18 protein-coding genes, 1 tRNA gene and 1 pseudogene are annotated in these 22,134 nt (G+C 71.6%); 8 read left to right on the plus strand and 12 right to left on the minus strand.

Features of this window, described 5'->3' with window-relative positions:
- Positions 1–13: 13 nt before the first annotated feature.
- From nuoG to AAHG09_RS18480, 8 genes are read right to left on the minus strand one after another with little or no spacing between them, the layout of a single operon-like run.
- The gene (gene nuoG / locus AAHG09_RS18445) at positions 14–2,095 is read right to left on the minus strand and encodes an NADH-quinone oxidoreductase subunit NuoG (RefSeq protein WP_342108906.1); all 2,082 of its coding nucleotides are present in this window, start codon (positions 2,093–2,095) and stop codon (positions 14–16) included.
- Positions 2,092–2,340 (minus strand): hypothetical protein, encoded by a 249-nt coding sequence (locus AAHG09_RS18450; RefSeq protein ID WP_342108907.1) that lies wholly within the window; start codon positions 2,338–2,340, stop codon positions 2,092–2,094. Before AAHG09_RS18450 ends, nuoG begins: the two co-directional genes overlap by 4 nt.
- A gap of 5 nt (positions 2,341–2,345) precedes the next feature.
- Complete coding sequence (gene nuoF, locus AAHG09_RS18455) at positions 2,346–3,647, minus strand: NADH-quinone oxidoreductase subunit NuoF (RefSeq protein WP_244006227.1); 1,302 nt, start codon at positions 3,645–3,647, stop codon at positions 2,346–2,348.
- A 9-nt stretch (positions 3,648–3,656) separates the two neighbouring features.
- Positions 3,657–5,030 carry an NADH-quinone oxidoreductase subunit NuoE gene (gene nuoE / locus AAHG09_RS18460; protein ID WP_342108908.1) on the minus strand — a complete coding sequence of 458 codons (1,374 nt, stop codon included), beginning with the start codon at positions 5,028–5,030 and terminating at the stop codon, positions 3,657–3,659.
- A gap of 8 nt (positions 5,031–5,038) precedes the next feature.
- Complete coding sequence (locus tag AAHG09_RS18465) at positions 5,039–6,229, minus strand: NADH-quinone oxidoreductase subunit D (protein ID WP_342108909.1); 1,191 nt, start codon at positions 6,227–6,229, stop codon at positions 5,039–5,041.
- Between the two features lie 15 nt (positions 6,230–6,244).
- Positions 6,245–6,895, minus strand: a complete 651-nt coding sequence (locus tag AAHG09_RS18470; RefSeq protein WP_342108910.1) for an NADH-quinone oxidoreductase subunit C — start codon at positions 6,893–6,895, stop codon at positions 6,245–6,247.
- Between the two features lie 9 nt (positions 6,896–6,904).
- Positions 6,905–7,504: a NuoB/complex I 20 kDa subunit family protein gene (locus AAHG09_RS18475; protein WP_342108911.1), complete on the minus strand. Its 600-nt coding sequence runs from the start codon at positions 7,502–7,504 to the stop codon at positions 6,905–6,907.
- 42 nt (positions 7,505–7,546) lie between these two features.
- On the minus strand, positions 7,547–7,912 hold the full coding sequence (locus AAHG09_RS18480; RefSeq protein WP_007560754.1) for an NADH-quinone oxidoreductase subunit A: 366 nt from the start codon (positions 7,910–7,912) through the stop codon (positions 7,547–7,549).
- A 327-nt stretch (positions 7,913–8,239) separates the two neighbouring features.
- Between AAHG09_RS18480 and AAHG09_RS18485 the strand changes: the two genes are divergently transcribed.
- Positions 8,240–8,316: transfer RNA gene (locus AAHG09_RS18485), tRNA-Asp, on the plus strand.
- A gap of 115 nt (positions 8,317–8,431) precedes the next feature.
- On the opposite strand, the gene AAHG09_RS18490 is transcribed toward AAHG09_RS18485, so the two are convergent.
- Both AAHG09_RS18490 and AAHG09_RS18495 read right to left on the minus strand, forming a co-directional pair.
- Positions 8,432–9,331 carry an EamA family transporter gene (locus AAHG09_RS18490; protein WP_342108912.1) on the minus strand — a complete coding sequence of 300 codons (900 nt, stop codon included), beginning with the start codon at positions 9,329–9,331 and terminating at the stop codon, positions 8,432–8,434.
- A gap of 29 nt (positions 9,332–9,360) precedes the next feature.
- A complete protein-coding gene (locus tag AAHG09_RS18495; protein ID WP_342108913.1) occupies positions 9,361–9,651 on the minus strand; it encodes a DUF1127 domain-containing protein in 291 nt (96 codons plus the stop codon).
- Positions 9,652–9,758: 107 nt separating this feature from the next.
- Here AAHG09_RS18495 and AAHG09_RS18500 point away from each other — a divergent pair, with 107 nt between their 5' ends.
- Positions 9,759–11,150 carry an aminotransferase-like domain-containing protein gene (locus AAHG09_RS18500; RefSeq protein WP_342108914.1) on the plus strand — a complete coding sequence of 464 codons (1,392 nt, stop codon included), beginning with the start codon at positions 9,759–9,761 and terminating at the stop codon, positions 11,148–11,150.
- 57 nt (positions 11,151–11,207) lie between these two features.
- Here the strand turns inward: AAHG09_RS18500 and AAHG09_RS18505 are convergent, their stop codons facing one another.
- Positions 11,208–12,533: a sensor histidine kinase gene (locus AAHG09_RS18505; protein WP_342108915.1), complete on the minus strand. Its 1,326-nt coding sequence runs from the start codon at positions 12,531–12,533 to the stop codon at positions 11,208–11,210.
- Positions 12,533–13,198, minus strand: coding sequence for a response regulator transcription factor (locus tag AAHG09_RS18510; protein ID WP_342108958.1), 666 nt, complete (start codon positions 13,196–13,198; stop codon positions 12,533–12,535). Before AAHG09_RS18510 ends, AAHG09_RS18505 begins: the two co-directional genes overlap by 1 nt.
- A gap of 263 nt (positions 13,199–13,461) precedes the next feature.
- On the opposite strand from AAHG09_RS18510, the gene AAHG09_RS18515 reads away from it, so the two are divergent.
- The 6 genes and pseudogenes from AAHG09_RS18515 (at position 13,462) to AAHG09_RS18540 (ending at position 22,065) form a co-directional block, all read left to right on the plus strand.
- Complete coding sequence (locus AAHG09_RS18515) at positions 13,462–14,142, plus strand: DNA-binding protein (RefSeq protein WP_342108916.1); 681 nt, start codon at positions 13,462–13,464, stop codon at positions 14,140–14,142.
- 92 nt (positions 14,143–14,234) lie between these two features.
- On the plus strand, positions 14,235–14,534 hold the full coding sequence (locus tag AAHG09_RS18520; protein ID WP_342108917.1) for a hypothetical protein: 300 nt from the start codon (positions 14,235–14,237) through the stop codon (positions 14,532–14,534).
- Positions 14,535–14,613: 79 nt separating this feature from the next.
- Positions 14,614–16,365, plus strand: a complete 1,752-nt coding sequence (locus AAHG09_RS18525; RefSeq protein WP_342108918.1) for an ABC transporter ATP-binding protein — start codon at positions 14,614–14,616, stop codon at positions 16,363–16,365.
- Positions 16,366–16,432: 67 nt separating this feature from the next.
- Positions 16,433–17,308 (plus strand): aldose 1-epimerase family protein, encoded by an 876-nt coding sequence (locus AAHG09_RS18530; protein ID WP_342108919.1) that lies wholly within the window; start codon positions 16,433–16,435, stop codon positions 17,306–17,308.
- 3 nt (positions 17,309–17,311) lie between these two features.
- Positions 17,312–18,016: pseudogene (locus AAHG09_RS31960) on the plus strand (uroporphyrinogen-III synthase); the annotation flags it as partial.
- Positions 18,017–20,514: 2,498 nt separating this feature from the next.
- A complete protein-coding gene (locus AAHG09_RS18540; RefSeq protein WP_342108921.1) occupies positions 20,515–22,065 on the plus strand; it encodes a heme biosynthesis protein HemY in 1,551 nt (516 codons plus the stop codon).
- Positions 22,066–22,134: the final 69 nt, after the last annotated feature.

Raw genomic sequence — 22,134 nt, forward strand, 5'->3', positions numbered from 1 at the left:
GGTCAAAAAGCTCCTACTCGGCCGCCGCCAGGGGCCGCGCCTCGGCGGCGCGCTCCCGGGCAAGGCGCGAGCACTCGGCGAGGATGCGCGAGGCGCGGGCGATCGGGTTGGTGAGGTAGAAGTCGATCACGGGCGAGGCGAAGGCCGGTCCGGTGGCCGTGCCGCCGAGGCCCGCCAGCTTCTCCACGGCCTCGGTCACGGTGCCGGGCTCCACAGCGCCGATCGCCGCGAAATGCGGGTGGGCGGCGTAGAGCGCCCGGCGGAGCGCGGTGAGCGAATCGAACGGCAGGCGCTTGCCGAGCACGTCCGACAGGGCGCGCAGGATCGCCCAATCCTCGCGGGCGTCGCCCGGCGGGAAGGCGGCGCGGTTGCCCATCTGGACCCGGCCTTCCGTGTTCACCCAGGTCGCCGACTTCTCGCTGTAGGCGGCCCCCGGCAGGATCACGTCGGCGCGGGAGGCGCCGCGGTCGCCGTGGCTGCCCTGGTAGACCACGAAGGCGCCCGGGGCGACGTCGCGCTCGTCGGCGCCGAGGTTGAACAGGACGTCCAGCGCGCCGGGCTCCAGCATCTGCGCGAAGGTCAGGCCGCCCTCCCCCGGCACGAAGCCGAGATCGAGGGCGCCGACCCGGGCCGCCGCGGTGTGCAGAACGCCGAAACCGTTCCCCTCGGCCGAGACCGCGCCGATCTCCTGGGCGAGCTTGGCGGCCGCGGCGAGGATGCCCGGCTCGGCATTGGCACCGACGATCACGAGTGGCGCCTTTGCCTCCCTGAGGATCTCCAGGAAGCTGTGCTCGCCGCGCGCCAGCGCGGCCAGCGAATCGGGGCCGGCGCCGATGTAGTGGCTCGGATAGGTCAGATCGACCGGCTCGCCGATCACGCCCACCGCCAGCGGCGCCATGCGCCAGCGCTTGCGGATGCGCACGTTCAGCAGCGAAGCCTCGGTGCGCGGGTTGGCGCCGACGATCAGGATGGCGTCCGCCGCCTCGATCCCCGGAATGGTCGGGTTGAAGATGTAGGAGGCGCGGCCGAGCGCCGGGTCCAGGCCGGCATCGGTCTGGCGGCAGTCGAGGTTCGGCGAGCCCAGGCTCCGGATCAGCTCGCGGAGCGCGTAAATCTCTTCGACACCCGAAAGATCGCCGACGATGGCGCCGACGCGCTTGGGATCCGCGCCCTTCACCCGGGCGGCGATGGCCTGGAACGCCTCACCCCAGGAGGCGGGGCGCAGGCGGCCGTTCTCGCGCAGATACGGCCGGTCGAGGCGCTGCATACGCAGACCGTCGATGTGGTAGCGGGTCTTGTCGGAGATCCACTCCTCGTTGATCTCCTCGCTGATCCGCGGCTCGATCTGCATGACCTCGCGGCCGCGGGTGTCGATGCGGATCGACGAGCCGACCGCATCCATCACGTCGACCGATTCGGTCTTGTTCAGCTCCCAGGGCCGGACGTTGTAGCTCTGCGGCCGGTGGACGAGGGCGCCCACCGGGCAGAGATCGGCGACGTTGCCCTGCAGCTCCGAGGCCATCGACTGCTCGAGGTAGCTCGTGATCTCCATGTCCTCGCCGCGCCCGATCGCGCCGAGATCCGGCACGCCCGCCACCTCGGCCAGGAAGCGCACGCAGCGGGTGCAGTGGATGCAGCGGTTCATCGCGGTCCGCACCAGCGGGCCGATATGCTTCTCCTCGACCGCCCGCTTGTTCTCCGTGTAGCGGGTCGAATCGACCCCGTACGCCATGGCCTGATCCTGCAGGTCGCAATGGCCGCCCTGGTCGCAGATCGGGCAATCGAGCGGGTGGTTGATGAGGAGGAACTCCATCACCCCTTCCCGCGCCTTCTTGGTCAGGCCGGAGCGGGTCAGCACCTCCGGCGGCTCGCCGTTCGGGCCGGGGCGGCAATCCTTCACCGCGTAGGCGCAGCTCGCCACCGGCTTAGGCGCGCCCTTCAGCTCGACGAGGCACATCCGGCAATTGCCGGCGATCGACAGGCGCTCATGGAAGCAGAAGCGCGGAATCTCGGCCCCCGCGGCCTCGCAGGCCTGGAGCAGCGTGTATTCGGCCGGAACTTCGACCTCGATGCCGTCGACGAGGATTTTTGTCATTTCTGTTGCTCCAGGCGCTCCACGCGCTTGGTGAGATCGGTCAGACGCTTCTCGACCGTGTCGTGCCGGATGTCGGCGTGCGCGGCGAGACCGGGTCCCGTCACCATGCTCTCGTGCATCTCGTCGATTCGGGTCTCGATATGTGCGAGCCGCTGACCATGCTCGTCCTGCACGCGTGCGATGCCGCCCACGGTCTCGCGGATCTCGCGCAGGAGGACGAGCGTATGGTTCTCCGGCTCGGCCATAGTGGTTACTCCGCGGCCATCGGCACAGGCTCGCTGTGCGGGTTCGCGGTGTAGCGGTCGATGCGCTTCTCGATCTCGGGGCGGAAGTGCTTGATCAGGCCCTGGATCGGCCAGGCCGCCGCGTCGCCGAGCGCGCAGATCGTGTGACCCTCGATCTGCTTGGTGACCTCGAACAGCATGTCGATCTCGCGCTTCTGCGCGCGGCCCTCGGTCATGCGCTGCATCACCCGCCACATCCAGCCGGTGCCCTCCCGGCAGGGCGTGCACTGGCCGCAGGATTCGTGCTTGTAGAAGTACGAGATCCGCGTGATCGCCGCGACGATGTCGGTGGATTTGTCGAGGACGATCACCGCCGCGGTGCCGAGGCCGGAGCCGAGGTTGCGCAGCGTGTCGAAATCCATCTTGGCGTCGATGATCTGCTCGGCCGGCACCAGCGGCACCGAGGAGCCACCCGGGATCGAGCACAGCAGGTTGTCCCAGCCGCCGCGCATGCCGCCGCAATGGCGGTCGATGAGCTCGCGGAAGGTGATGCCCAGCTCCTCCTCGACGTTGCACGGCGTGTTGACGTGGCCGGAGACGCAGAACAGCTTCGTGCCGGTGTTGTTCTTGCCGCCGAGCCCCGCGAACCACGCACCGCCCCGGCGCAGGATCGTGCCGGCGACCGCGATCGACTCGACGTTGTTCACGGTCGTCGGGCAGCCGTAGAGGCCCATATTGGCCGGGAACGGCGGCTTCAGCCGCGGCATTCCCTTCTTGCCCTCCAGGCTCTCGATGAGGGCCGTCTCCTCGCCGCAGATATAAGCGCCCGCGCCGTGGTGGACGTAGATGTCGAAGGGGTAGTCGTGCACGTTCGACTGGCCGACGAGGCGGGCCGCGTAGGCCTCGTCCACGGCCTTCTGCAGGGCGTGCTTCTCGGCGACGTACTCGCCGCGGATGTAGATGTAGCAGGCATGCGCGTTCATCGCGAAGCAGGCCAGCATGCAGCCCTCGATCAGGAGATGCGGATCGTGCCGCATGATCTCCCGGTCCTTGCAGGTGCCCGGCTCCGACTCGTCGGCGTTGACCACGAGGTAGTGCGGGCGCCCGTCGGACTTCTTGGGCATGAACGACCACTTGAGGCCGGTCGGGAAGCCCGCGCCGCCGCGGCCGCGCAGGCCCGAGGCCTTCATCTCCTCGATGATCCAATCGCGGCCCTGCTCCAGGAGGAACTTGGTCCCGTCCCAGGCGCCGCGCTTCTTGGCGGCCTCCAGGCCCGGCGAGTGCAGGCCGTAGAGGTTGGTGAAGATGCGATCCTGATCCGACAGCATGTCAGGTCCTCACTGAGCCGGCGCCGACAGGGTCTTGGCCTGACCCACCCAGTCCTCCCGGTCGATGCGACCCGGGACCGCGAGGTAGGTGCCGACCCAGGTGATTTCGTCGCGGCTCCAGGCGGCGATCTGGTCGAAATGATGGATGCCGAGGCCGTTCAGGCGCTGAGCCTCTTCCGGCTCGACGCCCGCGATGCGCGTCAGGTCGTCCGGCTTTCCGGCCCGGGCGGCGTCGAGGCCCGGCGGGCGCTTGCCGACCGCGTCGGCCTTCTGCTCCGGCGTCGCGTCCTTCGGCAGGGCGGCCAGCACGCCGGCGACCCGGGCTTCTTCGGTTTCTGCCGCCACCTCGGCGTCGCTCGCGCCGGAGGCCTCCGGCTGCTGCGGGACCGAATCGCGGTCCGGAACGTCTTGCTTGCCCTGCTCACCCGCGGCGGGCTCGCCCTCGGCGACGCGCTTGGCCGGCGTGTCGAGCACGTCCGCGTCGCCCGGGCGGGCGGCGCCGTGCTTCGCGGTGGACCGGCCGCGCTCGGCCGCATCGGCACGATCCTCGGGCTTCACCGGCGTCTCGCCGTTCGCGGCCCGCTGAGCCGGGGCGTCGCTCACGGTCCGCTCGACCGGGCGGCCGGCATCGGGCCGGGCCGGCTTCGGATTGGTCGCGGCCTGCTGCGTGCCGGCCTCCGCCTCGCCGGTCTTGGCCACAGGGCTGGCCGCCGGCTCCTCGGTCTTCCCGGCCTCCTCGAAACGCTTGCGCCACGCGCCGACCCGCGAGCCGTCGAACAGCGTCGGGTCGGTCAGCGTGTTCACGGCGCCCTGGGGCTCGGACGAGACGCGCCCGATCTGCGAGCCGATTTTCACGGGCCGGCCGGCGGCGAGGTCGTCCATCAGCTGCCCGAGCGATTCGGGCGTCAGGTCCTCGTAATAGTCCTGATTGATCTGCACCATCGGCGCGTTGCAGCAGGCACCGAGGCACTCGACCTCGAGCCAGGAGAAATTGCCGTCCGCCGAGACGTGGCCGGGGGCCCCGAGCCGGTCGTGCAGCATCTCCTTCAGCCCGCGCGCGCCGCAGGAATCACACGGCACCGTGCCGCAGACCTGGATCCAGAACCGGCCCACCGGCTCCAGGGCGAACATCGTGTAGAAGGTCACCACCTCCAGCACGCGGATGTTCGGCATGCCGAGCTCGGCCGCCACCGCCTCGATCGCCGCTCGCGGCAGCCAGCCGCCGTTCTGCTCCTGCGCCTTCCACAGGAGCGAGATCACCGCGGAGGCCTGACGGCCCTCAGGGTACTTGGCGATCTGGGTCTTGGCCCACTCGGCGTTCTCAGAGGAAAACGCGAAGCTCTCGGGCTGCTCCGAGGCGGGGGCGAGTCTGCGGTTGGCCATCGCTTGTCTTACCGATCCACTTCGCCGAACACGATGTCGAGCGTGCCGAGCACGCAGGAGACGTCGGCGAGAAGGTGCCCGCGGCACATCCAGTCCATCGCCTGCAGATGCGCGAAGCCCGGCGCGCGGATCTTGCAGCGATACGGCTTGTTGGTCCCGTCCGACACGAGATAGACGCCGAACTCGCCCTTCGGCGCCTCGACCGCGGCGTAGACCTCGCCCTCGGGCACGTGGAAGCCCTCGGTGTAAAGCTTGAAGTGGTGGATGAGCGCCTCCATCGAGCGCTTCATCTCCCGGCGCGGCGGCGGCGCGAACTTGCCGTCGATCGAGGCGATCGGCCCCTGGCCGGCGGGCTCGCGCAGCTTGGCGACGCACTGCTTCATGATGCGCACCGATTCGCGCATCTCCTCCATGCGGATCACCTGGCGATCGTAGGTGTCGCCGTTCTTCCCCACGGGGATGTCGAACTCCATCTCCTCGTAGCACTCGTAGGGCTGCGCCTTGCGCAGGTCCCACGGGATGCCGGAGCCGCGCACCATCACGCCGGAGAAGCCCCACTGCATCGCCTCGTCCACCGACACGATGCCGATATCGACGTTGCGCTGCTTGAAGATGCGATTCGCCATGACGAGGTCGTCGAGATCCTGAACGACCTGCAGGAACGGGTCGCAGAACGCGTCAATGTCGTCGATCAGCTTCGGCGGCAGGTCCTGGTGGACGCCGCCCGGCCGGAAGTAGTTGGCATGGAGCCGGGCGCCGGAGGCCCGCTCGTAGAAGATCATCAGCTTCTCGCGCTCCTCGAAGCCCCAGAGCGGGGGCGTGAGGGCGCCGACATCCATCGCCTGCGTGGTGACGTTGAGCAGGTGCGACAGCAGGCGGCCGATCTCGCAGAACAGCACACGGATCAGCTGCGCGCGCCGCGGCACCTCGATCCCGGCGAGCTTCTCGATCGCCAGGCAGAAGGCATGCTCCTGGTTCATCGGCGACACGTAGTCGAGCCGGTCGAAATAGGGCGTCGCCTGCAGGTAGGTCTTGTACTCGATCAGCTTCTCGGTGCCGCGGTGGAGCAGCCCGATATGCGGATCGACGCGTTCGACCACCTCGCCGTCGAGTTCCAGCACGAGGCGCAGCACGCCGTGCGCCGCCGGATGCTGCGGGCCGAAGTTGATCGCGAAGTTTCGGATATTGTGTTCAGTCACGAACAGTCTCCGCGGTCAGGCCGACGTCTTCTTCTCGTCGCCGGGCAGCACATAATCGGTGCCTTCCCACGGGGACAGGAAGTCGAAGTTGCGGAACTCTTGGGTGAGCTTCACCGGCTCGTACACGACGCGCGCCTGGTCCTGGTCGTAGCGGACCTCGACGAAGCCGGTAAGCGGGAAGTCCTTGCGCAGGGGGTGCCCCTCGAACCCGTAATCGGTGAGCAGGCGGCGCAGGTCGGGATGGCCCGAGAACAGGATCCCGTAGAGGTCGTAGGTCTCGCGCTCGTACCAGTTTGCGGCCGGGAACACTTCGATCACCGAGGGGACGGGCGTCACCTCGTCGGTTTGCACCTTCAGCCGGATGCGCAGGTTATGGCGCAGGGAGAGCAGGTGGTAGACCACGTCGAAGCGCTTCTCGCGCTGTGGGTAGTCCACGCCGCAAATGTCGATGAAGTTGCGGAACGCGCAGGCCGGATCGTCGCGCAGATAGGTCAGCGCGTAGACGATGTCGGACGCCTGGATCACGAGCGTCAGCTCGCCGAACGTGATGCTGTGCGACACCACCGCAGGTCCGAGGGCGCCGACGACCCGCCCGGCCATCGCCGAGACCGCGTCCTCGCCGTAGGCCGGCTGGGTGTGGGAGAGGATCGAGATGCCGTTCGTCATGGCCGCTCCTCAGCGCTCGATCGTGCCGGTGCGGCGGATCTTCTTCTGGAGAAGCAGCACGCCGTAGAGCAGCGCCTCGGCGGTGGGCGGGCAGCCGGGCACGTAGATGTCCACCGGCACCACCCGGTCGCAGCCGCGCACCACCGAATAGGAATAGTGGTAGTAGCCGCCGCCATTGGCGCAGGAGCCCATCGAGATGACGTAGCGCGGCTCCGGCATCTGGTCGTAGACCTTGCGGAGCGCCGGGGCCATCTTGTTGGTCAGCGTGCCGGCGACGATCATCACGTCGGACTGGCGGGGCGAGCCGCGGGGGGCGAAGCCGAATCGCTCGCAATCGTAGCGCGGCATCGACATCTGCATCATCTCGACCGCGCAGCAGGCGAGACCGAAGGTCATCCACATCAGCGAGCCGGTGCGGGCCCAGTTGATCAGCTCGTCCGTGGTGGTGAGCAGGAAGCCCCGGTCGGCCAGCTCGTCGCTGATCGACAGGAAGGTCGGGTCGTCGGCGCCGATCGGGCGGCCGGTGTTGGGATCGATGATCCCCTTCGGCTGGGGCGCGATCGCGGGGGCGCGGGACGGGGCGCTGTGCGGGTCGGTGATCAGGGCCATCGGCGACTCAAGGGATCCGGTGCGGGCGGGGGCGGACGGGGCTCAATCCCACTCGAGGGCGCCCTTGCGCCACTCGTAGACGAAGCCGACGGTCAGCACGCCCAGGAAGACGATCATCGACCAGAAGCCGAACCAGCCCAGATCCCCGAAGGTGATTGCCCAGGGAAACAGGAATGCGACTTCGAGATCGAAGATGATGAACAGGATGGCGACGAGGTAGAATCGCACGTCGAACTTCATGCGGGCATCATCGAAGGCGTTGAACCCGCACTCGTAGGCCGACAGCTTCTCCGGATCCGGGCTCTTGAACGCGACGAGGAACGGCACGACCAGCAGAGCCGTGGCAATGAACAATGCCACGCCGATGAACACGATGAGCGGAAGGTAATCCGCCAACAATCCGGTCATGCCAGGGCCTCGCGAGACGAAAGAAAACCGCGGTGCGACACCGACCCGGATTCGCCCGTGGAATTGTTCTTATGCCAGGATGCGCGCGGCCGGAGGCTTAGTCGAGCCGCCGGCCCGTGACAATGGCTTGTCGCGTCGCACAAAGGGGGCTGTCAGTCCTCCCCAGAGATGGGCACGGGCGGCAGGCCTGCAACACGACGGAAGCGCGCAGGGCCTTCGGCGGGTCCAAGCACAAAACCGCGCCTGACGTGCTTGACAGTCCCCCGGCCGCCCCATAAACCCCGCCCCGTCGCCGGGCGAAACGCCCCTTCGAGGCGACCACGCCGTGCGGGCGTAGCTCAGTTGGTTAGAGTGCCGGCCTGTCACGCCGGAGGTCGCGGGTTCGAGCCCCGTCGCCCGCGCCACGTCCCTTTCTTCATTCATAGCGTTCGATCAGCCTGTGATGGCAGCGATGCGCAATAAGCGCGTCTGAAGCGGTCCGCGGTGGCGATCGGTCCTGGAAGCGTCGGGACCGAGTCGTCAGACAACGGTCTGCGGTGAATCCTTCGGCGGCCGCGTCCTCCCGGTGGACCGGCCCCCGCGGAGACTCAACGCGATTCCCGCCAGAATCAGGCTACCGCCGGCCAGGGTGTCGGCGCTGAGCGGCTCGCCCAGCACGAGATGCGTGCTCAGGATCCCCGCCACCGGCACGAGCAGCGCGAACGGCGTCACGGTGGCGGCGGGGTAGCGGGTCAGGAGCCGGTTCCAGATGGCGAAGGCGAGGAGCGTCGTCGGATAGGCCTGGAAGGCGACGGATCCGATCGCCGCCCAGGTCGGGTGCAGCAGCGGCGCGAGGGCGGCCGGACCCTCCACGATCAGCGACAGGGCCAGCAGCGGCGGCGTCGTGGCGAGGCTGCCCCAGACCATCAACGCCAGCATGTCGATCCGTCCGATGCGCTTCACGATGATGTTCGCACTCGCCCAGCCCAGGGCCGCGCCCACCACCATCAGCAGCGGCCCCGGAGGGGTGTTCCCGCCCCGCTCGAGCGCAACCGCGGCGACACCGAGAAGCGCGACGCCGCCGCCCAGCATCTGTAGCACCCGCGGGCGCTCGCCCATCGCGGCCCAGGCGAGCGCCACGGTGAACGGCACCTGCGTCTGGATCAGCAGCGAGGACAGCCCGGCCGGCATCCCGAGCCGGATCGCGGTCATCAGTAGCCCGAACTGGCCTACGCCGAGGGCGAGGCCGAACGCCGTCACCAGGAGGGCGGGTGCGCGGGGCGGCCGGATCACCAGCACCGCCGGCACCGCCGCGAAGCCGAAGCGCAGGGTGCACAGCATCAGAGGCGGGACGGTCTCCAACCCGGCCTTGATGGCCACGAAGGCCAGGCCGAGGATCGTCACCACGAGGATAGCGGCCAGCCCGTCGCGCAGCGTCATGGGGCGATCCTACGACCCCGCCCGCGCGGTCACCACCGCCGCGTCGCCCGCCCCCGACGGCGCTCCGCGCGGCGGCCGTTCAACAGGTCGATGGCATCGACGGCGCCCGGCCCGCAGGCATCCGCCACGTCCTGGCGTGTCAAGCCGATATCCTTCAATTCGCGCTCCGACAGCATCGAGAGCCGCAGCAGCACGCGCCGATTCATCGCCGCCCGCGACAGGCCGGCCCGGATCTCCGCGGCGGCCTCGGCGATCGCCCGCGCGGTGCGGGTGATCCACGGGGTCCGTGCGGCGGCGGTCTGCGAAAGGCACTGGTCCATGATCCCCTCCTTTCCGGGGTGGGGCGATTCTGGCTTGACGGGGCTGGGGGCGACAGGAACACTTCGGTACGGTTCGGACAAATTGTCCGGTCGATCGAGCAGTACGGATGTCGGTCGCAGTCAGAAAGCCCGGGACGCGCGTCGAGGCGGTGGTCGGGGAGATCCGCGGTCGGATCGCCGCCCGGCACCTCGTACCCGGCGTCCGGATCCCGTCGGTGCGGGCCTTCGCGGACACGATGGGCGTGTCGAAATCCACCGTCGTGGAGGCCTATGAGCGGCTGGCCGCCGAAGGCGCGGTCGTGGCCCGCCCGGGCTCCGGCTTCTACGTCGCCGGCAAGACCCGGCCGCTCTCGCTCCAGGCGATGGGGCCGCAGCTCGACCGGATCGTCGATCCGCTCTGGATCACCCGGCAGGCCCAGCAGGCGGGGTCCGATCAGCTGAAGCCCGGGGCAGGCTGGCTGCCCGACGACTGGATGCCCCACGAGGCGATCCGGCGGGGCCTGCGCCGGGTGGCCCGGGCCGACCTCGCCGAGATGACCAATTACGACCGGCCGCTGGGCTACGAGCCCCTGCGCCGCCAGATCGCCCGCAAGATCGGCGAGAAGGGCGTCGGCGCCGAGCCCGACCAGATCGTGCTGGTCGAATCGGCCACGCAGGCCCTGGACCTCGTCTGCCGCTTCCTGCTCCAGCCCGGCGATACCGTGCTGGTGGACGATCCCTGCTACTTCAACTTCCTGGCGCTGCTGCGTGCCCAGCGGGTCACGGTGGTCGGCGTGCCGATCACCCCGGAGGGACCGGATCTGCGGGTGCTCGCGACCCTGCTGGAGCAGCACCGGCCGCGCTTCTACCTGACCAACGCCGCCCTCCAGAACCCGACCGGGGCGAGCCTCGCGCCGAATGTGGCGCACCGGCTCCTGAAGCTGTGCGAGGCGCACGACACGCTGATCGTCGAGGACGAGATCTTCGGCGACCTCGAGCCCGATGCGGCCCCGCGGCTGGCGGGCTTCGACGGGCTGGAGCGGGTGATCCAGATCGGCAGCTTCTCCAAGACCCTTTCGGCCGCCGCCCGCTGCGGCTGGATCGCGCTCCGGGCCGACTGGATCGAGCCCCTGGTCGATCTCAAGCTGGCCCTGAGCCTCGGCAACGGCCACGTTACCGCGGCCCTGGTCCACGCGCTGATCACCGAGGGGGCCTATCGGCGGCACCTCGCCGAGACCCGCCGCCGGCTCGCCTCCGCGATGGTGCGGGCCTCCGCGGAGCTGCGCGCCTGCGGCCTGGAGCCCTGGGCGCAGCCAAGGGGCGGGTTCTTCCTGTGGATGCGCCTGCCGGACGGGCGTGACGGGGCCGAGGTCGCCCGCCGGGCGCTGGCCCGCGGCATGGTGCTGGCGCCGGGAACGTCGTTCAGCCTGTCGGAGGCCTGGAACGGCTACATGCGCTTCAACGTGGCCCATTGCATCGACCCGCGCATCCGCCCGATCCTGCGGGAGGCGCTGGGCTGAAAACGGGTTTCCAAAGGGTGTGCCCTTTGGCGGGGTGTCGGGGCGGAGCCCCGACGATCAGGTTGGAAGCCTCAGCTCCGAGCGCAGGCCGCCGAGATCCGAGCGGTCCAGGCGCAAGCCCCCGCCGTAGAGTTCGGCAAGCTCCAGCGTGATCGGCAGGCCGAATCCATGCCCCGGCACGCCTTCGTCGAGGCGCCGCCCCCGCGCCATGACGGCGGCGGCGGCCTCGGCATCGAGGCCGGGCCCGTCATCCTCGACCCGCACCCGCACGGATCCGTCCTCGGCATCCGCCGAGACCCGCACCCGCCCCCGGCACCAGCGGCAGGCATTGTCCACGAGGTTGCCGAGCATCTCGTCGAGATCCTGGCCCTCGCACGACACCACGAGGCCGTCCGGCACGACCAGCGCGATCGCAACGCCCTTCTCGGCATAGAGCCGCGTGAGCGCGTCGCGCAGATCCGCGAGGCGCGGCGCCAGGGGCGTGCGGGCCCGAGCCGCGCCTTCGAGCGCCGCCGCCCGCGCCCGGCGCAGGTGGTGGCGGACCCGGCGGTCCATGTCCTCCACCTGCCGGCGGAGGTCTCCGTCCGGGTCCCGGGCGGGGGCTGCGAGGGCCATCGACAGGGTGGCGAGGGGCGTCTTGAGGGCGTGGGCGAGGTTGGCGACATGGCCCCGGGCCCGCTCAAGATTTCGGGCGTTCTGATCGAGGAGCGCGTTGAGCTCGGCCACCACGGGCGCGATCTCGGCGGGTTGTTCCGCGGGCACTCGCTCCCGCGTGCCGGCCCGGACCGCGGCGAGGTCGACCCGCAGGCGTCGCAGCGGCGCGAGGCCGAGCCGCACCTGGAAGGCCAGCCCGGCCAGCAGGCACAGGCCGAGGATCCCGAGCGCCAAAGCGAGGCTCGTCAGGGCCTCCCGCAACGGCCCATACAATTCGCCCTCCGGGGCCGCCACCACGATCGTGGCGGGCGGTGGCCCCGGCAGGGTGAGGACGCGGGCATAGAGCGGCTGGCCCCGGGGGCCGGTGCCCCAGGCCGGGTGCGGGCGGCCGGGATCGTCCTCCGGCCCTGGATCGGTCAGGCGGATGTCGCCGCCGCGCAGGGAGCCCGAGCGGATCGTCTCGGACCCGCGCCGCACCATCCAGGCCCAGCCGGGGCCCGGCCTGTCGTAGGGCGGCGCGTCGAGGTTTTGCGGCAGGATCCCGGCCTCCAACCCGGCCCGGAGGGCGACGATCTGCGCGTCGAGCCGGCCGTCGAGCTGCCCGCGCACGAACCGGTGCAGGATTAACCCGATGGCGAGGCCCGCCACCAAAAGGGCCGCCAGGACGAGGACCAGGGCGGCGCCGAGCAGCCGGGTGCGCAGCGAGCGGCGCGGCGTGCGCTGCGCCATCAGGCCGGATCCGCGTGCAGGCGGTAGCCGTGGCCGCGCACGCTCTCGATCCGCGCCGGGGCGATCTTCCGGCGCAGGCGGGTGATGATCACCTCGACCGAGTTCGAATCGACATCCGCATCGCCCTCGTAGACCCGCTCGATCAGGTGCAGGCGCGGCACCACGGTCTCGTGGTTCAGCATCAGGCAGGACAGGACCCGCCATTCGAGGCCCGTGAGCTTGAGCGGCAGGCCGTCCTGCTCGAACGCGCCGAGGCCGGGGTCGAAGCTCAGCGGGCCGCAGGTGATCCGGCTGGCGCCCCCGCCCTGCGACCGGCGCACCAGGGCGCGCAGGCGAATCACCAGCTCCTCCACCCGGACCGGCTTGACGAGGTAATCGTCCGCCCCCGCCTTGAAGGCCGCGACCTTGTCGCTCCAGCCGTCGCGCGCCGTGAGGACCAGCACCGGCAGGGTCCGCCCGGCGGCGCGCCACGCCCGAAGCACCGAGACGCCGTCGCCCTTCGGCAGGCCGAGATCGAGCACGACGGCGTCGTAGCCCTCGGTCTCGCCGAGATGCTGGGCATCCTCGCCGGTGGCGGCGTGGTCGAGGACGAAGTTCTCCGCCCGCAGGACCTTGGCCACCGCGGCGGCGAGCGCCGCGTCGTCTTCCACCAGCAGGATCTTCACCCGTCCGTCCTCCCCCGCTCGAATCCGTGCCCAGGCCGGCATTTAGGGCCGGCTCCGCGCGTTGACCGCCTGTCCGGATGCCGTATCGGCTGACGTGAACTGCCGCGGGCAAGTGCCTGATGCCACAGGAGCTTCGGCACCAAGTCGGTCTAGGCGGCCGGGTTTAACCGGGGCTGAACCGGTCGGTTCAGTCCGGATTGCCGGGGGCCCCCTACGAAAGGGCATCGGATCGAACGGATCCGGACCATTCGAAGGACGAGACCATGAGCGACGACAAGATGATCGACGGCACCGCGCGGGAAATCCCCGGCCCCGCCAAGCCGGCGCACCGGGCGGTCGCCCGGCGGACCTGGGTCGTGGGCGCGCTGGCGGCGCCGCTGGCGATGGGCGCCCTGGGCCTGTCCCTGGCGCAGGGCACGACCTTCCAGCCGACGCCGGTCGAGCCGGTGGCGATCCAGGCGCTCGCGCCCTCGGGGGCGACCGCCATCACGGGCACGGTGGCCGAGATCTTCGGCAACAAGTTCGTGGTCCAGGACCCGACCGGCCGCGCCCTGGTCGAGACCGGCCGCGAGGGCGAGGACGGCAAGCTCGTCGCCAAGGGCGAGGCCGTGACCGTACAGGGCCGGTTCGAGACGGGCTTCCTGCACGCCAGCGTCCTCACCCACGGGGACGGGCGCAAGGTCCTGCTCGGCCCGGCCGGCGGCCCGCCCATGGGCAGCCTCGACTGGGCCAAGGAGCGGATCGGCCTCGGGCCGACGCTCGATCTCCCGGCCCTGACGGCCTCCGTGCAGGCGGCCGGCTACAGCGACGTGCGCGTCACCGGCCGCGGCCCGCGCCACCTCGATGTCGCCGCCAAGGACCGGGACGGGCGCGAGCATCAGCTCCATGTCGGCTTCGACGGGCAGGTCCGGGAGCAGCCGGCGCGTGACCGGCCGCCGGTGTGACCCCGCGCCGGGGCGGGGTGGCATGCAACCCTTCCCGCCCTGCCGCGTCCTCCTGTCTCGAGAGCCAGCAGGAGAGACGCGCCGTGGAGCCGATGAAACCGATGGAACCGATGAAGCCCATGGAACCCATGAAGCCGATGAAGGGCATGGAGCCCTGGTGGCCGAAGGATCTCGGCGATCCGTCGACCAGCGGCGCGCAGAACGGGATGAAATACGCCTTCTTCCCCGACAAGCACCGCCTGCTGATCGAGCGCGACGGGCAGGTCTCGACCTATGACAGCGGCGATCACCGGATCGGCGGCGTTTCGCAGGCGGACGGGTCCTCGAAGTCGCTGACCTTCTCCAGCCAGAACGGCGACGTGGATCTCGGCTCCCTGAAGAAGCTGGACTGAAGCCGCCGTGGACAGGCCGGGGCGGCGCCCTTAAGCCCGGCCCGGCCATGCGAGACGCCCCGCCGAGAACCCAGACCCCATGCGCGCGCTGATCGACCTCGTGCGCGCCATGCGGGCGCCCGACCGGCGTCGGCTGGCCCTGATCGCCCTGGGGCTCGCGGTGGCGGCGCTGCTGGAGGTGGTGGGCGTCGCCGCGGTGATCCCGTTCCTGACGCTGGTCGGCGACCCCTCGGCGGCGACCCGTATCCCGTATCTGGCGCAGGCGCGGGACTTCATCGGCCTCACCGACGAGCGCAGCTTCCTGCTGGTCACGGGCGGCGCGGCGCTGATGGCGATTCTGGTGACCGCCCTGGTCAATGCCGGGCTGACCTACGCGCAGCTCCGGTTCACGCATCTGGCCGGCTACGGCTTCAGCCGCCGTTTGCTGTTCCGCTACCTCGACCGGGAGCGGCTGTTCTTCACGCAGGCCAACAGCGCCGAGCTGGCCAAGAACGTGCTGTCCGAGACCGACCGGCTGGTGGTCGGCGCCCTGACGCCCGCCACCGTGCTGGCCTCGCGGGCGAGTTCGGCGCTCGCGGTGATCGCCTTCCTGCTGGCCTACGCGCCGCAGCTCGCGCTGATCCTCGGCGGCGGCTTCGGGGGCCTCTATGTCGGGATCTACCTCGTGATGCGCGCCCGCCTCGCCCGGCTCGGCGCCCGCACGGTGGCCGACAACGAGGCCCGCTTCCGGATCGTGCACGAGACCTTCGGGGCGCTGACCGAGCTGAAGCTCTACGGCCGGGCGGAGGCCTTCGCGGGGCGGTTCGATGCCCCGGCGCGCGCCTACGCCACCGCCACCGCGGCGAGCCTGCTCACCGGCCAGATGCCGCGCTTCGTCATCGAGGCGCTGGCCTTCGGCGGGGTGATCGTGGTGGTGCTGTTCGCCCTCGCCCGGGGGCTCGACGTCGCCGGGATCCTGCCGCTGCTGGGCCTGTTCGCCTTCGCGGGCTACCGGATGCTGCCGGCCTTCCAGAACATCTTCACCTCGGTGGCGCTGATGCGCTTCACCCTGCCGGCGGTGCGGGTGATCGTGGAGGAACTCGCCGACGAGCGCGCGCCCCTGCCCCGCACGACGGAACGCCTGCCGTTCACGCAGGCGATCCGCCTGGAGGGGATCGGCTTCGATTACGGCACCGGCCAGCCGGCGCTGACGGGCATCGATCTCACGATCCCGGTCAACACCACGATCGGCCTCGCCGGGCGGACCGGCTCGGGCAAGTCGACGCTCGCCGGGCTGATCCTCGGGGTGCTGAGCCCAGGCGCGGGGCGGATCACGGTGGACGGCCGCGCCCTCGATCCCGGCACCCTCCCGGCGTGGCAGAACCGCATCGGCTACGTGCCGCAGGAGGTGTTCCTGGTGGACGGCACGGTGGCGGAGAACATCGCGCTCGGCCTCGACGCGCCGGACCGCGCCGCCGTCGAGCGGGCGGCGCGGCTCGCCGGCGCCCACGACTTCATCGCGGCCCTGCCGCAGGGCTACGACGCCCGGGTCGGCGAGCGCGGGGCGCGGCTCTCGGGCGGCCAGCGCCAGCGCCTCGGCATCGCCCGGGCGCTCTACCACGACCCCGACGTGATCGTATTCGACGAGGCGACCTCCGCCCTCGACGAGGAGACGCAAGGTGCCGTGATGCGGGCGCTCCGGGCGCTCTCGGGCCGGCGGACGCTGATCCTGATCGCCCACCGCCTGTCGACCCTGGAGGGGGCGGACGCCGTCCATGTGCTGGAGGCGGGGCGCCTCGTCGCCTCCGGGCCACCCGAGGCGGTGCTGCCGGGGTTGGGCACGGCGGCGTGAGGAGGCCCCTTGCGTCCCGGCCCGCCTCCGTTACCTCGGGTCTCCGAGGTAGGATGGGGAGACCACCGTGAGCACGCGCATCGAGCTGAGAGCAGCGGACGGCACCACGGCCACCCTCGCTACGCACGGCGCCGAGCCGGTCTCCTGGCGGGTCGGTGGCACCGAGTACCTCTGGAGCGGCGATCCCGCGCACTGGAACCGCCATGCCCCCTGGCTCTTCCCGGTGGTCGGCGCCTCGGCGGGCGGGCGGGTGACGGTCGGCGCCGAAAGCTACCCGATGGGCCAGCACGGCTTCGCCCGGGACCTGCCCTTCACGGTGGTGGCGCAGAGCGCCGAGGCGGTGACCCTGCGCCTGACCGACGGGCCGGAGACCCGGGCGCATTACCCCTTCGCCTTCCAGCTGGACGTCGTCGCCCGGGTCCGCCCGGCGGGCCTCGACTTCGACGTGATGGTCACCAATCCGGGCGACACCCCCCTGCCCTACGCGCTCGGGTTCCACCCGGCCTTCCCGTGGCCCTTCGCGGGCGGCACCCGGGCGAAGGACGGCGGCTACGCGGTGGTGTTCGAGCAGGCGGAGCGGCCCTTCGCCCCGCAGGTCGGCCCCGGCGGCCTGCTGCTGCGCGCGGAGCAGCCGATCCCGCTCTCGGGCGACACCCTGCCGCTCGACCCGGCGATCTTCACCGAGGCCTTCGTGTTCCGCAACGCCCGCAGCCGCGCGATGCGCTTCACCGGGCCCGACAAGGCGATCCGCATGGAGATGGCGGATTTCCCGCATCTCGCGGTCTGGACGAAGCCCACGGCGCCGTTCCTCTCGCTCGAATGCTGGACCGGCTACGCCGATTGGGCCGACTTCGCGGGCGACCTGACCGAGCGGGATTCGCAGCGCCTGCTTCCGCCGGGGGCGGAGGCACGCCACGGCGTCCGCCTGACCCTGGAAGGTTGAGGGTTGCGCGTCTGGGTGGCGCGGCCGGAGCCCGGCGCGACGCGGACCGGCGCGGCGCTGGCGACCCTTGGCCACGCGCCGCTGGTCGCGCCGGTGCTCGCGGTGCGGCCGACCGGGGCGCGCCTGCCCGACGCGCCGTTCGACGCGCTGCTGCTCACCAGCGCCAACGCCGTGCCGGCTCTGCTGGACGGCAAATCCCTGCGGAGAAAGCCGGTCTTCGCGGTCGGCGCCCGTACGGCCGCGCTGGCCACGGAGGCGGGGCTCGGGCCGGTACACGAAGGTCCGGGCGATGCGGCCGGGCTCGCCAGCCTCGTCAGGAGGATTCTGCCGGCCGGCGCGCGCCTCCTTCACGCCGCCGGGGCGGAGCGCAAGTCCGAGCCCGCGGCGACGCTGACGGCAGCCGGTTTCCACGTCACGACCGTCGTGGCCTATGCGGCGGAAGCCCTGACCGCCCTGCCCGCCCTGATCGATCGTGCGCTCGCCGGGGGAAACCTCGACGCCGTGCTGCATTACTCCCGGCGCAGCGCCGCGATTGCCCTCGCGCTGTCGGAAGACGCAGGCTACGGCGGAGCTTTCCGGCGCCTGAGGCATTACTGCCTGTCGGCGGACGTCGCCGCACCCCTGGAAGTGGCGGGTGTTCCGGTCCATTTCGTCGCGGCGCGTCCGCGGGAAGCGGAACTGCTCGTTGCCCTTGCGCCGCCGCCCGGCCCGGCGTGCGGTGACAGGGAGGCCGGGCCGCCGCATCTCGCCCTCGCGCCCGGGGCCGGGGCGGTGCTAGGGGGGCGCGGCGACGTCGAAGAGTTGGAGGACTTGCCCGTGACGCCACCACCCAGCGACGCCGACAAGCCCGGATCCGGCGGCCGCAAGCCGGATCCCGCGCCCGCCAAGCCCGGGCAACCCAATCCGTCCGGAGCCGACACCCGGCCCGGCGCGCCCGCGGGCGGCGCGAGCGGAGGCGTGAAGCCGGGCCCGTCCGGGCCCGCGGGCGGCGCGTCGCAGCCGGCCGGTTTGACGCCCAAGCCGGCGACCGAGCCGGTCGTCGCCGCCAAGCCCGGAACGAACGACGCCAAGCCATCCACTGGGCCGTCCACTGGGCCATCCTCCGGTCCGGCCGCGCAGCCGAGTGCCGTCAAGCCCGAGACCTCGAAAACCGATGCCCTGAAGACCGAGGCCGCTGGGACGATCCCGCCCAAGGATGCGTCCGGCAAGCCCGAGGCCGCCAAATCGGATCCGCTGAAGCCGGGCTCTACCCCGGCGGTGGACGCCGCGAAGATGGCCGCAGCCTCCGCCTCGTCCACGGCCTCGTCTGCCTCGGCAACGGGGGCCTCGGCGACGGGCGCCGCGGCCGGCAAGCCGGAGGCCGCGCGGACCGAACCGCCGAAGCCCGGCCAGCCTGGCGCGGGTCAGGCACCGGGGTCCGGGCCGCAATCCGGCTCGCGCCCGGGGGGATCCCCCACGGGTGCCGCAGGCACGGTGAGCGCCGGGACGGTCACGGCCGGCCCGATCCTCGACATGAAGGCCAAGCGCATTCCCGATTCCCCGACCCCCGGCAAGGAGCCGGGATCAACGGCGCAGGCGGGCGGCAAGGAGCCGCTGAAGGATCCGCCCAGGAAGGACCCGCCCAGGGAGACCGCACGGGGTCCGATTCCGGGCGTCGCCGCCGGCACGACGGCCACCGCGCCGGCGTCCCGGGCGCGGGCCGGGTTCGGCTCCCTGGCGGCTGCGGGCCTGCTGGGCGGCGTGATCGGCGCCGGGCTCCTGTTCGGAGCCGAGACTGCCGGGATCGGCCCCGATCCGCGCCTGAACGCGCTGGATCAGAAGCTCTCCGGGCAGATCGCGGCCCTGAGCGGGCGTCTCGACGGGCTCGCGCCCCGGGATGCGCTGACGGCCCTCGACAAGCGGATCGGCACGGCCGAATCGACCGCCAAGCAGGCCCTCGACAAGGTGGGCAGCGCCCCCGCGCCGGCTGCCGCCGCGCCGGACGGTAATGCCTCCGGTCAGGCACCGGCGGTGCCGGCCGATCTGGCGGCGCGCCTCGACAGCCTCGATCAGCGCGTCGCCGCGCTCCAGGAGGAGCCGGGCCGCGATCAGCCGGCTGATTCCAAGCTCAATGCGGTCCAGGACAACGGCAAGGAGGTTGCCGATCTCGATGCGCGCCTGAAGGCCCTGGAGGCGAACGCGGCCAAGGCGGGTGCGGCCGAGGACACCGCCAAGAAACTCGCCGCGCTGCAGAGCGAGGTCGAGCAGAAGACCAAGGCGAATGCCGACGCGGATACCGGCCTCGGCCAGCGTCTCGACGCGCTTCAGCAGACCGTCGATTCGCGGGTGAAGGCCGCCACCGAGGCGGTTCAGGCGGCGACGCAGGCGAGCCGCACCGCCGCCGAGGCCGGGCAGGCCCAGGCCGCGGAAGCCTCCAAGGCGGTCGACCGGCGGCTTCAGGAGCAGGCCGACAAGATCGCCGCCCTGGACAAGAGCGTGGCCCAGCGTGCCGACGCCGCCACCGTCCAGGCGGCGCTGCGGGTGGTCGTCGCCGACCGAGTGGCCTCGGCGCTCGAATCCGGATCGGCCTACGCGGAGCCCCTGGCGAGCCTGCGCAAGCTCGATCCCGCCACGGACGCGCAGGCCAAGGCGCTGGTCCCGTTCGCAGAGACCGGCGCACCCACGGCGGCGCAGCTCGCGGACGAATTCCGGCCGATCGCCGAGCGGATCGCCGCCAAGCGTCGGGCGCAGCGGGCCAAGACGGCCGCCGAGACGGGCGATTTCCGCGCCAAGCTCCTGAGCATGGCCGACGGCCTCGTGCAGGTGCGCAAGGCCGATGCCCCGGCCCCGGAGGCCGCCGATCAGCCGGAGGCGAAGGTCCAGGCGGCCCTCGATCGCGGCGATCTGCCGGCGGCGGAAGCGGCCTTCGCGGCGTTGCCCGCGGAGGCGCGGGACGAGGCCGGCGATTTCGGCGCCAAGCTCAAGGCGCGGGCCGAGGCCGAACAGGCCGCGCGGACGCTCATCGGGAACGCGTTCCAGGCCCTGCCGACCGGCGGCGCAGGGGCCGGCACGCCCGCCCCCGCCCCCGCGCCCGGCCGGTAGGACGGTGACGGCTTCGAGCCGCGCGCTGCGCGGCGGCAACTCCTCCGGGCGGGCGTGCAGGCGCCCCGCCCCTCCCGCACCCAGCGACCGTCGCCGCGCGGCCGTCGACAGGAGACACTGACCCCATGTGGCGCGCCCTCGCCTTCCTGGCCCTGCTCGCACTCGCCGCCTTCGGGGCGGTCTGGATCGCCGACAGGCCCGGCACCGTCACCGTCGTGTGGAACGGCTACCAGATCGGTACCAGCCTCGCGGTGGCCCTCGTCGGCGTGATCGCCGCGGCCATCGTCCTGGGGTTGATGTGGGCGATCGTGCGCGGCGTGATCGGCCTGCCGGAGGCCCTGGTCCGCGGCTCCGCCGAGCGGCGGCGGACCAAGGGTCTCTCCGCCCTGTCCCGCGGCATGGTGGCGGTGGGCTCGGGCGATCCGCTGGCGGCCCGCCGCTACGCCGGGGATGCCGAGCGGCTGCTGGGCACCGAGCCGCTGACCCTCCTGCTGAAGGCGCAGGCGGCCCAGATCTCCGGCGACCGGGACGCGGCCGAGAGCGCCTTCCAGCGCATGGTCGACGATCCCGAGACCCGGGTGCTTGGCCTGCGCGGCCTGTTCGTCGAGGCCCGCCGCCGCGAGGACGAGACATCCGCCCGCGCCTACGCGACCGAGGCCGCCCGTCTGGCCCCGAGCGTCACCTGGGCCAACGAGGCCCTGCTGGAGGCCCAGAGCGCCGACGGCGATTGGGGGGCCGCCCTGGAGACCATCGAGCGGCGCTCGTCGCTCGGGTTGATCGACAAGACGACCGCCCGTCGCCAGCGGGCTGTGCTGCTGACCGCGATCGCGGGCGAGCGCGAGGCCGGTGAGCCGGACCTCGCCACCGAGCGCGCCCTGCAGGCGGTCAAGCTGGCGCCGGATCTCGTCCCCGCCGCCTGCATCGCCGGACGGCTGCTCGCCCGCCGCGGCGACTTCCGGAAGGCCGCCCGCATCGTCGAGGCGGCCTGGAAGGCCAACCCGCATCCCGACCTCGCCAAGGTATATCTCGGCCTGCGGACCGGCGATTCGGTCCGCGATCGCCTCGCCCGGGCCGAGGTCCTGGCAAAACTGTCGGTTTGGGATCCCGAGTCGCGGCTCGCCCTGGGCCAGGCCGCCCTCGATGCGCGCGATTACAAGCGCGCCCGGGAGGCCGTGAAGCCGCTCCTCACCGACCGGCCGACGGCGCGGGCCTGTCTGATGATGGCGGCGATCGAGGAGGCCGAGCACGGCACCGCCTCGGGCCAGGCCCGCGAATGGCTCGCCCGGGCCGCCCGCGCGCCACGCGACCGCATCTGGATCGCCGACGGGGTCGCCTCCGAGACCTGGGCGCCGGTGTCGCCGGTCAGCGGCCGCCTCGACGCCTTCGCGTGGCAGGAGCCGCCGAACACGCTGGCCTCGCCCGCAGCGGTCGAGCCGGGCAATGATCGGAACGACACGTCCACGCCCGTTCTCGTCCCCGCTCCTCCGAGCAGCCCCGGTCCCGATTCGTCGCGGCCGAACGGAGCCAGTCCGGATACCGTTCTGGCGCGCGGCATCGCTCCGACGCCCGGAACGGCCGGCAAGTCGACTGGGACGGATCCGATCTCGGCCGGGATGACGGCGGCGGCGCTGCCGGCCTCCAAGGCCGCGGAGCGTGCGGCGGTCAAGACCGGCTGATCAGCCGTATCCGGAATGACCTCGGTTTAAGATGCGATAGGTGGTGCAAGTCTTGTATCGGGGCTTGCA

Origin of the sequence: Methylobacterium guangdongense (assembly GCF_038442355.1) — a bacterium.
In the GTDB taxonomy this organism is placed as follows: domain Bacteria; phylum Pseudomonadota; class Alphaproteobacteria; order Rhizobiales; family Beijerinckiaceae; genus Methylobacterium; species Methylobacterium guangdongense.